Origin of the sequence: Fundidesulfovibrio agrisoli, assembly GCF_022808715.1 — a bacterium.
GTDB classification, from domain to species: domain Bacteria; phylum Desulfobacterota; class Desulfovibrionia; order Desulfovibrionales; family Desulfovibrionaceae; genus Fundidesulfovibrio; species Fundidesulfovibrio agrisoli.
Genome location: NZ_JAKZKX010000040.1, coordinates 1 through 14650, shown reverse-complemented (window position 1 = coordinate 14650; position 14650 = coordinate 1). Strand labels below are relative to the sequence as shown.

General features: G+C 52.2%; 14 protein-coding genes and 2 pseudogenes. 3 read left to right on the top strand and 13 right to left on the bottom strand.

Annotated elements, in window-relative coordinates; genetic code table 11:
* On the bottom strand, window positions 1–346 hold a 346-nt coding region (locus MLE27_RS17490), incomplete at its 3' end, for a cysteine peptidase family C39 domain-containing protein (RefSeq protein ID WP_243313880.1).
* Window positions 347–1126: 780 nt separating this feature from the next.
* Here MLE27_RS17490 and MLE27_RS17485 point away from each other — a divergent pair.
* Both MLE27_RS17485 and MLE27_RS17480 read left to right on the top strand, forming a co-directional pair.
* Window positions 1127–1330: a hypothetical protein gene (locus MLE27_RS17485; RefSeq protein ID WP_243313879.1), complete on the top strand. Its 204-nt coding sequence runs from the start codon at window positions 1127–1129 to the stop codon at window positions 1328–1330.
* A gap of 248 nt (window positions 1331–1578) precedes the next feature.
* Window positions 1579–2087, top strand: a pseudogene (locus MLE27_RS17480) (transposase); the annotation flags it as partial.
* Window positions 2088–2094: 7 nt separating this feature from the next.
* Here MLE27_RS17480 and MLE27_RS17475 read toward each other — a convergent pair.
* The 12 genes and pseudogenes from MLE27_RS17475 to MLE27_RS17420 all read right to left on the bottom strand — a co-directional run.
* A pseudogene (locus MLE27_RS17475) lies at window positions 2095–2448 on the bottom strand (integrase core domain-containing protein); the annotation flags it as partial.
* A 293-nt stretch (window positions 2449–2741) separates the two neighbouring features.
* A complete protein-coding gene (locus MLE27_RS17470; RefSeq protein WP_243313877.1) occupies window positions 2742–3452 on the bottom strand; it encodes an endonuclease NucS domain-containing protein in 711 nt (236 codons plus the stop codon).
* Window positions 3453–3466: 14 nt separating this feature from the next.
* Window positions 3467–3715, bottom strand: a complete 249-nt coding sequence (locus MLE27_RS17465) for a hypothetical protein (protein ID WP_243313874.1) — start codon at window positions 3713–3715, stop codon at window positions 3467–3469.
* A 12-nt stretch (window positions 3716–3727) separates the two neighbouring features.
* On the bottom strand, window positions 3728–4480 hold the full coding sequence (locus MLE27_RS17460) for a hypothetical protein (protein ID WP_243313872.1): 753 nt from the start codon (window positions 4478–4480) through the stop codon (window positions 3728–3730).
* 459 nt (window positions 4481–4939) lie between these two features.
* Complete coding sequence (locus MLE27_RS17455) at window positions 4940–5365, bottom strand: hypothetical protein (RefSeq protein WP_243313870.1); 426 nt, start codon at window positions 5363–5365, stop codon at window positions 4940–4942.
* A 66-nt stretch (window positions 5366–5431) separates the two neighbouring features.
* Complete coding sequence (locus MLE27_RS17450) at window positions 5432–6448, bottom strand: tyrosine-type recombinase/integrase (RefSeq protein ID WP_243313868.1); 1017 nt, start codon at window positions 6446–6448, stop codon at window positions 5432–5434.
* 12 nt (window positions 6449–6460) lie between these two features.
* Window positions 6461–6682 carry a helix-turn-helix domain-containing protein gene (locus MLE27_RS17445; RefSeq protein WP_243313867.1) on the bottom strand — a complete coding sequence of 74 codons (222 nt, stop codon included), beginning with the start codon at window positions 6680–6682 and terminating at the stop codon, window positions 6461–6463.
* Window positions 6683–6823: 141 nt separating this feature from the next.
* Window positions 6824–7381 (bottom strand): tyrosine-type recombinase/integrase, encoded by a 558-nt coding sequence (locus MLE27_RS17440; protein ID WP_243313865.1) that lies wholly within the window; start codon window positions 7379–7381, stop codon window positions 6824–6826.
* 277 nt (window positions 7382–7658) lie between these two features.
* The gene (locus MLE27_RS17435) at window positions 7659–8021 is read right to left on the bottom strand and encodes a hypothetical protein (RefSeq protein WP_243313863.1); all 363 of its coding nucleotides are present in this window, start codon (window positions 8019–8021) and stop codon (window positions 7659–7661) included.
* A 1668-nt stretch (window positions 8022–9689) separates the two neighbouring features.
* Window positions 9690–11846 carry a hypothetical protein gene (locus MLE27_RS17430; RefSeq protein ID WP_243313861.1) on the bottom strand — a complete coding sequence of 719 codons (2157 nt, stop codon included), beginning with the start codon at window positions 11844–11846 and terminating at the stop codon, window positions 9690–9692.
* A gap of 283 nt (window positions 11847–12129) precedes the next feature.
* Window positions 12130–12390 (bottom strand): hypothetical protein, encoded by a 261-nt coding sequence (locus MLE27_RS17425; protein WP_243313859.1) that lies wholly within the window; start codon window positions 12388–12390, stop codon window positions 12130–12132.
* A gap of 84 nt (window positions 12391–12474) precedes the next feature.
* The gene (locus MLE27_RS17420) at window positions 12475–13188 is read right to left on the bottom strand and encodes a DUF5131 family protein (RefSeq protein ID WP_243313857.1); all 714 of its coding nucleotides are present in this window, start codon (window positions 13186–13188) and stop codon (window positions 12475–12477) included.
* 1127 nt (window positions 13189–14315) lie between these two features.
* Between MLE27_RS17420 and MLE27_RS17415 the strand changes: the two genes are divergently transcribed.
* Entirely contained in the window at window positions 14316–14597 is a 282-nt protein-coding gene (locus MLE27_RS17415) for a hypothetical protein (RefSeq protein WP_243313856.1), read from the top strand.
* Window positions 14598–14650 lie beyond the last annotated feature (53 nt).

The window sequence follows — 14650 nt, the reverse complement described above, 5'->3', positions numbered from 1 at the left end:
TGATCATCATCGCCTGGCCGGACCAAGCCGCCTCAAGCTGCTCCCGGGTGTAGAACTGGAACTGGTAATTGCCGGAGGAAGGGTCGATCAGGGCGACGTCGCCCGACTGGGCCTCGCCCCGGACGCCGGAGAGGATGACGTAGCGGCCGTCGTTGAAGCGGGCGACGATCGGGAATGCCTCGCCGACACGGAAGAGCTTGTTCCAGTCGAGTGAGGCCATCTTGCACTTGAACCCGCCATCGCGGGCGATGCGCACCAGCAGGGAGGGGTCGAGGTCGTTCTCTACGATGGAGTATTTGTGGACGATGCTTTCAGGCGTGATGTCTTCGTGAAAGTGTCTGGCCACAAGAACATAACAGATCAGGCCGCTGTTAAGCTGAAACTGTGCCATGGGAATACAACCAATATTTGATCGAATTACAAGGACATAAGCAGCGCCACAAACCTCAACACTCCCTGCATCAGCTCCGTGTTTCAACCCCACGGGCACGTTTTAACACCGAGTACTGCGAGTAAGTGCTCAGACAGTCCAGCCGCTTGTTTTTATGCCAGCCGTCGTTAACGACCACTAGATATTAACACACGTTCGTCAACATGTCGAGCATGCACGATTCTAAATAATATTATTTTGTAAACTAATTATGGCATGTCCGCAATACCAACAACCCTACCAAAATGACGCGTGAATTCCTACTATTACGGTGATCACATCCATTATACTTGACACGCGCTTGGAAACTTTTTAGTTTTGATAAAATGTCGTTTATGAATGACATTATCTACAGTCTTAAAATACTGCTCGCGGCCAGGCGAATTAGCATGCCCAGTCTCGCAAGAGGCTGCTTGGCAAAGGTTGGCTCCCTTTTAATGATAATATTTAATGCGTCTTTGCCTTTTATGAATGGGCAGCGTGGCGGCAACAGACATGTGAACTTAGCACATGTAACATTTGTGCGGTTGCCAGCCATAGGATGAATCGTGACATTATTGGATCAACCTCAGCAGAAATCGAGGATTTATTATGGCTACAATCGGAGGAGGCCTTAGTCAGCTATCGTTTGTACAGTCCTTTGCTGGTAACCCCCAACTGGTTTCTTTGTCCGGCGGGCTGATCCCTTCGGGTGCCGTGACCCTGAACCAGCTCGGCCCCGTCGGCCAGCTCTACGTCGGCCAGACCTACGGCCTGTACGCCGCTCTGGGCGGCACCGCCCCCGGTGGCCTGACCGGCTCCAACCTGCAGACCTTCCAGGCGTTCTCGCAGTTCTACGCCCTGATCGACATCATGCTGTTCGGCCCCCTGATCGGCGTCGGCGGCACCACCATCCGCTAGGTCCAAGTCGCTCAAGGATTCCCCCCCCTCCCCGGCCATGCCGGGGAGGGTCACCAGAACACATGCAGAATAATTCTTCGACAGCCTGCACGGTTGAGTATTTTTTTGTCGATACTTACACAGCATTTCTCTTCTCCAACACCACTTCCTTCCGGAAAAAGTGAGATGCTCCCTGCAGTGTAACCTTCTCATAAAATAGGCCCAGCCAAAGGTTGAGATTTCTGACAAAGCAGCCGCCGGAGGGCGCGGTGCGGAAATCTCGTTTTTCAGAGACTCAGATCGTCAGGAAGCTCAACGAGGCCGAAGCTGGTCGGCCAGCCTCGGACATTTGCCGTGAGAACGGAATCAGTTCGACCACGTTCTACAAGTGGAAGGCCAAATACGGCGGCATGGAGGCGTCTGATGTGCGACGCCTGAAGGAGCTTGAGTCCGAACACAACAGGCTGAAGCAGATGTTTGCTGAGCTGAGCCTGGAAAACCAGGCCCTGAAGGATGTGATCGCAAAAAAGTTGTGAGGCCGGCCGACAAGCGCGAGTTGATCACCTACGTCCGCCTCGAGCATGGGCTGAGCCTACGCCGGGCCTGCCACGCCTTCGGTCTGAGTAGGTCCGTCTACAGCTATCAGCCGAAGGACTCAGATGATGGATTGGTGATCGAAACGCTAGTCAGCCTGGCCGAGAAGTTTCCACGATATGGTTTCGGCAGGCTGTTCTCCCTGGTGCGCAGACAGCAGCCGACCTGGAACCACAAGCGGGTGGGTGACCTTACCCCTCCAGGTATACCACGGATAGGTTCGAACTCGGGTCTTTCAGGTTTTTCCCTTTCGAGGCTCTTCTGTATTCATCCGGGCTCATTCCGCCAAGTGAGCTGTGAGGGCGCAAGGCGTTGTAGTCCTGCCGCCACTCCTCGATAACCTTCTTGGCCTCTGCGAGACTTGTAAACAGGTTTGCATCCAAGCACTCGTCCCGGAATCGCCCGTTGAAACTTTCGATGAAGCAATTGTCCGTCGGCTTGCCCGGACGGATGAACTCCAGGCGTACGCCATACTCGTGAGCCCATCGATCCAGGGCCTTGCTGGTAAATTCCGGTCCGTTGTCCATTCGGATGACTTGTGGGCATTGTCTGACCTTACCCCCCCGGGTATACCGCGCTTAAGTTCGGACTCTGGTGTTTAGAATTTCCCATGTTGAGGCTCTTCTGTATTCATCCGGGCTCATTCCGCCAAGGGAACATAGTGGGCGCAGGGTATTGTAGTTCTGCCGCCATACTTCACCATTCACGAGCTGACCGTGCTTCGCCCCTCCCTGTCCCCCGCGTAAAAAACCCGTCTCCGACTTCGCTCTGATCGCGTCCATGCTCTGCGTTTCGGACCTAAGACTGGCCCGGGCTATGAACGTGATATCGAAAACCTTTACTCGTTGCCCAGGAACGCCTCCAGGGGAATTTCCCTCCAGCTCACCCCACGGGATGTCAGCCGCTTCTGTCTCTCCCTCGGGATGACATTGGCAACCACCATCAACTCCACAAACTCCCTAGGGTTCTGCTCCTTATACTCGTCGTAGTAGTCGAAAATCTTGTAGGTGTGGTTTCTGTCCAACGTCCCCCTCTGGATTTCGACGATCAGTTTGCTACCGTGCCTATCCTCGAAGAGCATGTCGAAGATGTATCCGCCGATCCGGTACTGCCGCTGAACAAGGGTCAGGCCTTCCTCTCCTAGGTGTAGGGCGGGGTTCGCTGCGATTTTATCCTCCATGTCCACCTCGAGGATAAACCCTTTCCTCTCGGCACTCCGGGATCTTAGCCTTTTCTCCTCACTCGCCTCCAAGGTGCTAGGGGGTGAATCGACCATTGTTGGCGAGACGCAAATTTTGAAGATACCATTGACCTTACAGACGCTGAGGCCATGCTCGACCTTTAGATGGTCGATATGCCTGTTAACGGCCCCACGGATTTTTCCCATTTCCTCTTTGCTACTTCCGTCAAGGAGCATCTCGTCAAGGAGTTTAGCTTTATTGCTGTGCCCGAGCCAACTCACCGCCCCAATCCTGTCGTAGTAAAATCTTCCAGCCAACAGTTCGTTGGTATTGAAGACGTCCTGTGCCTTGTTTCTTCCGACGGTCATAACATTTCCTTTTTTCAGTAGATGGTGACCAAATCCGAGCAGTCCTCGGACACGATTACGCTCCGTCCTTTCAGCCTCTCGATCGTAGCGATCATGCCCTTGTAGTAGTGGATCGCCTCGGTGTAGGCACCGCCGCTCAGGGTGAACTTCAAGGCTTTTCCGGGTGCCTTCTGAGGAGAACCAAAGTTCATGAGCAGTTCTTCGTCCCCATCGTGGAACCCTCTCTGCCTGTGCCGCTTCAGGAAGTGTCTCGTCTGTTTCATGTCACCCCTCCGCTACATAATATCGTCGTACGTTTTCCGCTGGTCCTCGGTCAGGGAGCCCAGAAATGCCTCCACCTCCTCCCCCGGGTGGGTCAGAAGTTTGGCTTTGTACGCCTCGCAGGTGCTCCTAAGGTCGTATCCGACTTCGCTTATCCCATTAATGATATTTTCCAAACTCTGGATTGTTCGATCAGTCTCGCTCCGGAACAGACTGTCGAGACCAGGCCTGTTCTGGAGGTCAGTGGCAAGAGAGTACAGGTCATCAGTCATCCTGACCGTGTCCAGCAGGCCTCGCAGGTGCTTTTGGGGGCACTCGGCGTACGTTTCGATGAAGTACCTAAGCGCCTTTTCGATTATCTCGCTCTTCTTGATGCCGAGGCAGGTCTGAGCCGCAGTCAGGAACTTATCAGCGAACCGGGTCATGACCACGACCTTCCGGGTCAAGGTCTGCTCGCTTTTGGGCACAGACAACGTCCCCTGAGTCACGATGTGTTTGAGTATGGGAGTGTCGGTGAAAATTGCCTCGTCCTTCAGATGACGAAGCCTGTGGTAGGTGCTCAGGTCAGTGATGAGTTCCACGGCGATTCGGTCGAACAACTTCTTGATGGTAAGCTTCGGGTTCAGGGCAAGAACCGTGTCCAGGCTCCCCAGTCCCTCATCGGTGAACTTAAACGAGACCCGTACGCTCTTGTTGTCGAGCCTGGAGGCGTTGATCTGGCTGAAGAGACGGACGGCCGTTTGGGGGCACGAGATGTTTGTGGTCATGGCGGTCTCCTTTCGGAGATAACTATGACTACCAGACAACCGTGTCAATTGTTAAGCAACTAATTTTTTATACAAGTTGCATAATATGACATATATACTTTTTTTAATTGATTTTTTTGCATAAAACACTGGGCAAAATTGGCAAGGCAGGCGGACAGATAACCCCAGATCCGAAGATCGGAATGATCCCGGCAATCCAGCATCGCAGCCACATGCATGACGGGGCCAACGACATCAGAGCCATGCTCTCTGCGAATGTCCACTCGCCCTTCAGCCGGGCTTAGTGCAACCGTTTCAACAGACCATGGCCCGGTAACCTTGAGGATTCGAGAGTACGAGTACGTGTTCTTCGGAGCGTCCTTCACGGAGAACGATGGCTGGCTTCCTACCCACGGAATACCCGAAAGGACCACAGCAGGGCCGGGAGTCACCCCCCGGCCCTGCTGTCTTCACTTCCGCTTACTGCAACTGCCCGCCAGCCTCGACACTGACGATATCCACCTCTTCGCCCTCCTTGCTCTCCGCATCCGGCGCGGCCACCTTCTTCCGCGAGTTAGCAAAACCCTGGCTCCTCAGGAAGTAAAACACACACTCGGCTTCATCCTTGAGGAGCGGAAAGCTCATCGTCTCTTCGACCTTAAACTTGTCCAGCTCCGACAGGAACGACCCGATAGACGCTGAATAGCCCGTGATCTGGCCATCCTCTTTTTTGAGTTCCCGGAACGAAACGGTATCCGCCTCATCATCGGCTTCCTCAACGAACCTGAAACCGATCCTGTCCGGGTTCTCGTCGTCAGCGATCATCTCGATCTTACCGCCGGTGATTCCAAACTGCCTCATGGCACCCTTGCCCACGGACAAAATCCCGCCCTTGGAGATGCTCACGCGACATTCCGAAGCGCGATCGAAAGAGCCTTTCTTGATCTTTACCCATGCCATAGAGATATCCTCCTAAACGCTTGTAATGTTGGGGAGGAGGCCCACTGCACGGGTCTTCTCAATTTGTTGAGTATGAACGTACGAATTCGTAATTTTGATATTCCCATGGCCCATTAATTCACTGACTGCAGGCAGGCCAGCACCTTTGCTGAGCATGGTGGAGCAGAACAGGTGTCTCACATCATAGAACCGGACAGGGTAATCGATGCGAGCTTTATCGCAGGCGCCCCTGAAGGACCGGCGTAACGATTTCACTGGCTTGCCCTTGTACTCGACAATTGAACTCGATACCGAAGCGGCGTTCTTCGCGCGCAACCGCTCAAGGAACTCCGGGTTGATCGGAATGATCCGCCAAGTTTTGGTTTTTGGCGCATAGACCTTGATCTCACTCCGGTCGAAATCAACCTGCCGCCACTGGAGAGCAAGCAGTTCGCTCTCTCCGGTGCGCACGCCGAGGTTGAAAGACACCTCAAGCGCCCATGCCAAATGTGGGTCTGCTTGTTGGATAATCCTGCCCAGATCTTCAACCGTGAGCTGGACGTCCCGTTTAGCCTCCCTGGTCTTCTTCCAATTCGCCATCGGGTTTTCGGTGATCAGCTTGTGCGCCACGCCGAAATTGAAGATGGCGTTGATGTAGTCCATGTACCGGTTCCGGGTCGATTGAGCCCTCCCGGAAAACTCTCCAGCAAACGTAAGCAGGTGCTCAAATGTCAGCTCCGCAACCGGCCTGTCCGGCATCAATGGGACGAACACGTTGTTCAGGAGCGTGACCATGTTCTTGATGTGGTTTTCGGAGCGGCCAGTTGCCCGTAAGTTATCAACGTACAGCTGGCCCAGTTCATTAAAAAACAGACCCTGGCGGTGGCGCTTCTGGGCCAGATCCTCGCCGCGCTTCTTGGCCAGTTTGATTTCGGACTCGTACAGCTCAGCCTTGAGCTTCGCGTCAGGGCCGATACCGAAGTGTTTCTGCTTCTGGGCACCGTTCTCGCGCCAGCGAACGAACCAGGAGTTTCCCTTTTGACGTATCATGGTCCATCTCCCTTAGATGATAGCTTTTCTGGAACGGCGTATGGTCACCGACTCTTCCAGAAAAATCACGGGATTGGACATGAACGCTTCCAGGTCTTCCTTGCGGAAGCGGTTGCGCTTAGGGCCGTAGGTCGGCAGGAGATACTTCTTTGACAGGTCGCGGAAGGTGCGGGGCGCGAAGCTCAGGTACTCAGCAGCTTGGGCTTGGGTCAGGAAAGCAGGAGCAGGGGACATATCCACCTCGGGTGAGGTTGAATATGCAAATATGATAGTTGAATCACTGCCGACGTGGCTAATGTGGACAAGCTTTTTATGCGCCCTCCATGGAAATGTAAAGCCCCTCCGCGAAAAAAGGGGCCGGTTGGCCCCCGATGGTCAGATGATGTTGAGCAAGATCTCCTCGACCTCTTCTTCCTGGATGCCGAGATACCGGCGGGTGATTGATGGGCTCGAGTGGTTCAGCCGCTTGGCGAGGACCTCCCAGGAAACACCATAGGTCTTACGTTGATGGAAGCACCAGGTCTTACGCAGCGTATGCGCACCGAAGTTGCCTTTCAGGTTCAGCGCGGCTGCCCAGGTCTTCACGTACTTGGTCACCGCGAAGGTGGTCAGCGGATAGTTCTTTCCCTTGCGGGATTTGAACAGGAAATGCTCTGGCTCTGTCTGGGTTGTCCCCAAGTAGGCATCGGCAGCGGCCTTGATCTCGTGGTTGATAATCAAGACGTTCTCCTTGCCCGTCTTCTTCTCCTTTAGCGAAATGCGCGACCCAATCTTAACGTCTTGGATGTCTCGCACGCGAAGTTGAAGAAGGTCCTGTGCTCGCAGTCCTGAGTTAATCCCCATGACGAAGAGCAGAAAATCCCGAGGATTGTCCTTGAGCATCCGCTTGATGCTCTTGATATCTTTCAGTTCAATGAACGGTTCGACTTTCATCATAACCTCCAATGCATGTTTACAATTGGAAAAGCCCCGGAAACTGACATTGAAAACGTCAGCTTCCGGGACTCCCGCCAGAGAACACATAGTAAGCCGTTAGAATCAGTAGCCTTAGTCCAAGATATGCCCTGAATGTACGTTTCTAGTACAAAACGTACATTCCTAATGTGATGATTTCTCTATGTAGTTACGCAATATTCAAAACATGCAGACCACTAAAAACAAAAAGAGGGCCTCGTTTTTCAACGAGACCCACAATGTTCCAATTTCATCATTACATGCGCAAGACTATGTGGTCGGATTCGATGTTCACAACGAACTCGTCTCCTTCAACAACGTCACGTCCGTCGAACTTCACGCCGCTCAGGTTGATACAGAGAACCCCGTTCTTCTTGACCTTGGGTCTTGAAGAGGACTTCATATATAAACCTCGAACTTCGTAGTATTGCTTATCATCGCTGATAAGCTTGAGAACGTGTTGCCTCAAAGTCTGCTTGTGCCGAATGTTCAGCTTCTCCATGATCTCAGTTGCGCTGTCGCCAGCGTGGATGAGTTCACGAAGAGCTCTGGCATTGTACCTGGATTCAGGGATGCCGGATGAACCTTCACTTCCGTCTTGGTTCTTCTTCTTTGCCATAACATGCTCCATGTGATGATGTTTGGTAATTGATCACCATATTTCTCTATAATTGCGTTGAAAGTTCATTTGTAGCCGCAAAAACAGCAAACAAAGCGCAGAAAACACCGATTTCATCAGAATTAGTGTCCACTCCCGGTCCTAAAATTCAGTCTTTGGGCCATATTTGCCCCCTCCTGGGTCCAAGGTCACGGGGGAAGGGAAACCCTGGCCCGGCCCAGTTGGGAGCGGTAGGGGGCCGTTTTGGGGAAGGGTTCCCCCCGGGATGGGAATTGGGCGGTGGTGATCTCTGCCGGTGCCTCCAGGGCGAGATGGAGCCACACGCAAAAAAAGGAGGCCAGCCGCAGATGCGGTCAGCCTCCTGAGATACAGGCCCTCAAAGCACCCAGCTTGGCCAGAATAGATGTCTGACCCGACTGGGTGGTTCAAGATAGGGTCGAAGATTCTGTCACCAGTCTCAGCGCCCGTCTCCACCGGACGTTCGGTTTTCCCGAATCCGGCGAAATCGTAAAATGTGCTTAATGTTTATTGTTAATGTTGTTTGTTGTTATTGAATGACAATCTTGATTGATTTTCGCGCGGCAAAATCTCTCAATATATCTCCTTGCACACTTTACGATGTTTCCTTACGAAACGCAGCCATGATAATCATTGAGCCCTCTTCCAGAAGAGCCCCCAAATGGTTTGCACGTGGAACTGATATATCACTTCCCTTCGTTCTTTGTCATCGTTCTTCAGAAACATCCCGCGCCTAATCGCATACACACGTGTCGTATATTAAACTTCTGTTTGCTATGAACATCGTTCTACGTGTGCGCCACCTTGGCTTCACTATCTACCTAAGCAGAATGTTACGGGCTGTCTCGCAGGTCTCAGCCAATTCCCCTGGCCTGTTTACACAGTACCAAGTAGGCTCATCTTCAGAATATTGATTCGATGGAAACGATCAGACATTATTTCATCTAAAGACTACAGTATTTTTCGACCTCGCAATCTCGAGAGACTACGTCCACAAAACAGTAGCGTTTGACGTTGACAAATATTAAGGCTCCCATAGCAATTGAACCTGTATTATTGAAAATATATTCTTGAAAGATTTGCTAAGCAAAATCAAGATTGTACGGTATTATAATTTGTCTATATAACCTGAGAATATACAACCAGATAGACTTGGCAAGACCAACGTAATTATTGCTATCAAAACATGGAAATCCGAGCCATACAAATTTCGTCTGATTTTTTGATAACTACATAAATATTGATCAAGTCGTCAGATTGAACTCGTTCGTAGTATTGTACCCAGATCAGTTGTCCTAGTAGTCAGAGTCAAACAATAGAGCCCCTCTTCAAGATCAAATTGTTCGAATCCATAACATTACGTGGATTGTTAACATAGATTTTTCATTTTTACAGGGTGGACGGTGAAGGGTGAAGGGTTGAATTTAATATTATATATTTATTTTGAATAAAATAATAAATACCATTGTTCATCCTTCACCCTCCACCTCGGAAATTTATTTATATATTTCAATAAGTTAGATATTTGAACTGGGTGAAGGGTGGCAACCCACACCTGTCCCCTGGCATCCCAGAGGGGGGAGAAGGCTCCCCCCATGGGACAGCATAAGGCTTCAGATGGTCACTCACATTGCGAAGCCAGGATAACCATCAAAAGTCGATCCCGTCAGAACCGAACGACGCATCAATTTCTGCACGCCTTTCCTCTTCGGTCATCAGTGCAAGACGGAGGCTCTCTTCAGCCTCAGCAAGCTGATCCCGAAGGTCCTGAACGTTCTTCTGATGCGCAATCTCAGCTTCAGCGAGCTTCCTCTCTGCCTCTTCCCTGTCATATGTCTCAGTGCTGCGGTGCCTCTCGCAGAAACGAAACTCAAACGGGCTTGAAATAGGCTTCTTCTCGCCTTTATCAAAGCAAGTTTGCCCTTTGGGGCAGTAGAACATACACCCCTTGCACATCACCCCGCCATTTTCAGCGGTAGCGATGTTATCTGGTGCCGCTGTGCCCGTGGGTAATGGCACATGGCTCCCGGACCCCGGATGAGTCTGTTGTGCATAGAGAGGCAGAACTTCCTCGTAACTCCAGACGTCATCTGTGGTTGGACGTTCGCGAGTGGACACGACAGCAAAGGGGGCCATTGGGACACGGTTCAGACCCAACGATGCTTCAAAGCTAAGGCCGTCGACGAAGAAGGCATCCAGGGCCGCCGAAGACACCTCAGGACCGAATGGAGCCGGTGGGACGTAATCCGGCGATTCAGGCGATACCCAAGGCATCGGTGCGGGGGGGCATGTGACCTCGCCCGTGACCGGGTTTACAACCTCGATTCCTTGAGGCTGCTGGGCATCAGCCTCGCTGGGCTCGGTTGCCCCGATATTATCGGCCTCTGGCGCTGGCGGTACATAATCGACCGTATAACGCCTGCCCTTTTTGGAGTTCTTGGTCTCCAGGAGGACCCCCTGCTCTGCGAGTTCATCTTTGACGTCGAGGATGGCCTTGCCAAGTTGGATCGCATTCTCCGGCCATTTCGCACGGCTCGAGATGCTGCGGGGCTTGTACCTACCCAATGCGGAGAGCAGATCCTCGCTCCCCCCAGAGAAGGGCACTCCAGACTTCGCCAAGTCAATGAACGCGGCGGCAACGGGGTCAGCGTTGGCCCGAGCTTGTTGAGTAGGACCCTGCTTCGAAGCATGTATCGCGTCGACATACCGTTGACCGCCATAGCCCAATATCTCCGCAATCGCAGCACCGTAGCGGGCAAAGTCCGTAAAGCGGGGAAGGTTCTTCACCGTCACCTTCGGGAGCATTTTCTTGGCCTCGACCAAGATATCAAGCATACCCCCCAAGATCTTCGGACGATCCTGCTCGAACATGTCCTCAAGTTCTGCCCCTGAACCCGGTTCGAAGACCTTCACGCGATTCATATCCACGATAATTGAGCGATCAAGGAAATCGGGGGCCAGCGTCGGCAACTCCATGGCGGTGATGACCAGCCCCCTCCTGTAGTGCAAGCGGTAGACTCCGGCGTTGGTATAGTGAGCACGGAACTGTACGCCTCCACCTGAGAACGCTGCACAGTAGAAGTCACTCACGAATTTCGGAAGGGATGTGAGGTTGTCCAGGACTGGCATCGCATTATCGTTGAGCAGCAGGGCAAGCTCACGCTTTTCAGCCTTCGCGTCGTTGACCTCAGGACACGCAGGGTCCATCAGCTTCCGATAGCGCTTGGCCACTGTTGATTTTCCTGACCCGTGTTTGCCGATGAACTGAATGATGGGACGTTCGAGGTTGACCATCATCAGCACCGGCATGCTGGGTAAGGTAAGCAGTTTACCATCCTCGTCGAGATTCAAATAATCCAGGATCCGCAGGTAATTTCCAGAATATGAAGGCGCGGCGATCTCGAGTCCGCCATCGGGGCGGAGGAAGTTGACACGCGGGGTAGTGGTGAGCTTCCATCCAGTAGGAGAGACCTCTGCCACCATACCGAGACTGCTTCTGAGGTCCAGCATGTGGACATCGTTCAACACGCCGAAGCGCAGGAACACGTCCTCGGGTGGATTCGCTTTACCCTGGTGAGTAGCGATCCGTATTGCAGACTTCACCGATGTGGGGGCTGGGAATTCCGATGTCGCAGTATACAGCTCGGCGTTGAGATAATTCTCAAATTGTTCGCCGTTAACGTCCATGAACGCTATCGCATTATGAACAGATGCCTTCGCGTAGACCATTCCAGACCTATCCGGGAAAAGCTTGATGCCCTTCATGATTGTATCAAACGCTTGCGATGTTGAAGTTTTTCTGGCCATGGTATGCTCCAAAAGGGGGAGGCGTTGGCCTCCCCCTGGTTTCCTAATTATTTAATGGGGTGAGAATAGTTATAACAAATCTCAAGATCGCCGTTCTCATCGAGGGTAGTGCCAGATGGAACAAGCTTGTGGGCTTCTACGTACTCGACGACATCAGAGACCAAGACGGCCGTCTGGCCAGCAAACAAATAATGTGGGAGTCCGTTGCAACGGATAATGGTATGTATAATGTCCACGGGGATGCCATGGATGTGGTCGGTTGCGGAGAGAACAGCGTACATGGCTATTCCCCAATCTCCTCATTGCCCATGGATACATTCCTAAGTTCGCTGCTCAGCATGTTCATCATGTCGATGGCTTGCACGCACCTGGAAGTCATACACTCCATGCGTGTCTCAATGCACTTCTGGAGGTTCTTCATGATGATGACGTCGTCCAGTAACATCCTCATGTGGTCGATGCTTTCTTCCGCTATCGCATTGTAGACGCGAGCGTTATCAGCAAACTCGCAAGCGGCCTTACTCCTTACTTTGGTGTTTTCCATCCTGTAAGTCTCCAACTTAAAGGTTATTTCTGACGTGGCGTTGCGAACCGCCTTATCCATTACCGAGTAGACGACCTACCCTCCTTACGTGAGTTGCCTAGGGAACTGATGCCAAGTCCGTCCCTGAAGATTAGTTCCAAGAGCCTTGTTGTTGCGGCCACCCCACTGTTTGAAGAAGAATGGGGTACCTGCGCTGACAACGCGATCACGGATGTCCAGCACCCAAGGCTCAAGCATTGGCCTAGCTCCGGGTCCGGTTTCTCCGCCAACGATCACCCAGTCCAAGCCAGCGACATCAAGACTTGGTAAGGGACCCAGCAAGGGTTCAAGTGAAACGAATTTGACCGCTGCCGCAGTCTGCTTCAGCAAGTCGGCACGGAAGGCGTAGTCGTCGGCCTCAATCGTGACCCCCATCCAAACATTAGGGTGCCAAGTAAGTTGAGGTGCCAATTCCACCAAGCGCTCCGCGCGTTTCGTCAGGATCTGGAATGTTATCGCTGGCACCTGCCCCATGACTTCAAACACCTGGGTGATGAACGACAGCGAGACATCCTTATGGAAGAGGTCGCTCATGCTGTTTACAAACATGCGCCTTACGTGGCTCCTCTGCGGTTTCGAGAGAACCTCGGGGTGGCAGGTCACTTCAAAACCGTTCCGGTACTTCCCATTCTGGTTTGCCATGCCTCTCAAACGCGGGGCCATACGCTCCGCGTAGCAGTTGTCACACCCGGCACTGTGCTTCGTGCATCCTGTGACGGGGTTCCAGGTATCATCAGTCCACGAAATCTTCGTAGCCATCGGCTACCTCCTGTTCTCATTATGGTTTTGGGCGCGACCCACAGTGGATCGTGCCACATGCCTCATGTCGACGTGCAAGGAGAATGATCTCTCCTCGGTGAAGGAATTCCAGCTTCCGCTTGTCAGGAGTGGAAGCCGCACAGAGGGTGTTGGGGACACTTCTTCTGGTTGAGAGGTAAAACAGTGACAAGCGCAAGCGTACAATAAAAACTTACGCGCGCTGTGCGGTGATGCAGATCAAGGAAACAGTGGTCGCAAAATGAACAATTTTGTTTGGATAATAGTGTGGCTGATTCGCCACTAAGAGGTGTGAAGCGTCGGCAGACCTTTGAAAAGTAGCATGTAACGGGCAGTGAATTCCTGCGAAAAAGCGAGACCAAAAGGACGGGGTGAGAACAAGAAGCTTGACCTAACGCGTGCAACTCGCAGCGAGCAAAAGACTGCGGCCTCTCTTCAGCATAAATGCTATGCCGAAGGGGTAAGTCGCATCACACTTTCGCCGCTTTGAGGCGGTGCCAGTTCTCGGCAGGTCGGTTTCCCTGCCGATTAGCAGGGGCGCAAAACCCGCCGTGGCCTTGTCAAAGAACCTTATCAACAGCGCTCGAAGGAGCCATATAACCACCCCAGGACGGATGTCGAGAGGGTGCTGGGGATTTTTTCCAAAAAATGATCGGAATCGCACGAAGCTGGTCACCGAGTTGGACTCCTTGGGTGCCTAGTGCGCTATGACCAGTAATGCTTGACAGTTGCTGGAGTGCCCTTGGGGTTCACTCTGGTTGGGCAACGCGGCCGACCAGATCTTTTATGAAAGCTGTTCTTGGTCGTGTGATCTCAGCTCAACGGACGTGACACCGAGACCGAGCTCCGCTCAGGCTAAGCAGCATCGGGAAACTCGCCCTAATCGATAGCCTCAGAATTAATATTGAACCCTGCTAACCCGATCAACTACCAATCGCAAATCGAAGACAAATCAAGAATTAATACCAATGCAGGTGTGAGGGATTAAACAAGGGCCGGTTTCACAGAAACAATCAAACATAAATCAAGGCTAATCCTCGACATAGCTTGACATTAATCTTCAAGCTGCATATGCGCTGGCAATCTATAGTTATTTCGAAGGAGATCACATGCCCGCTATCAAAGGCCAGAAAATCGAAGCTAAATACGACGCCGAAAAACTTTATGCACTGATCAAAGACGGAAAGACCATGAAAGAGATCATGGTTGCCCTTGATGTCAAGAGCGTTCCTACTTTTAATAATCACCTTCTGAGGCTCATGACTGAGAAGAAGGAATTTCTTGAAATCGCTGGTGCTACCACCAGGACAAGGTCTTCGGTAATCCTCCCCTTTTTAGGCTGTCTGAAAAGTAGGGCTATGCAGCCGTTCTCAGTTTCTGCCTCGGAGTGATGCCGCCGATGCCCATGTTGGGCCGTTCGTTGTTGTAAGTCCAGAGCCACTTG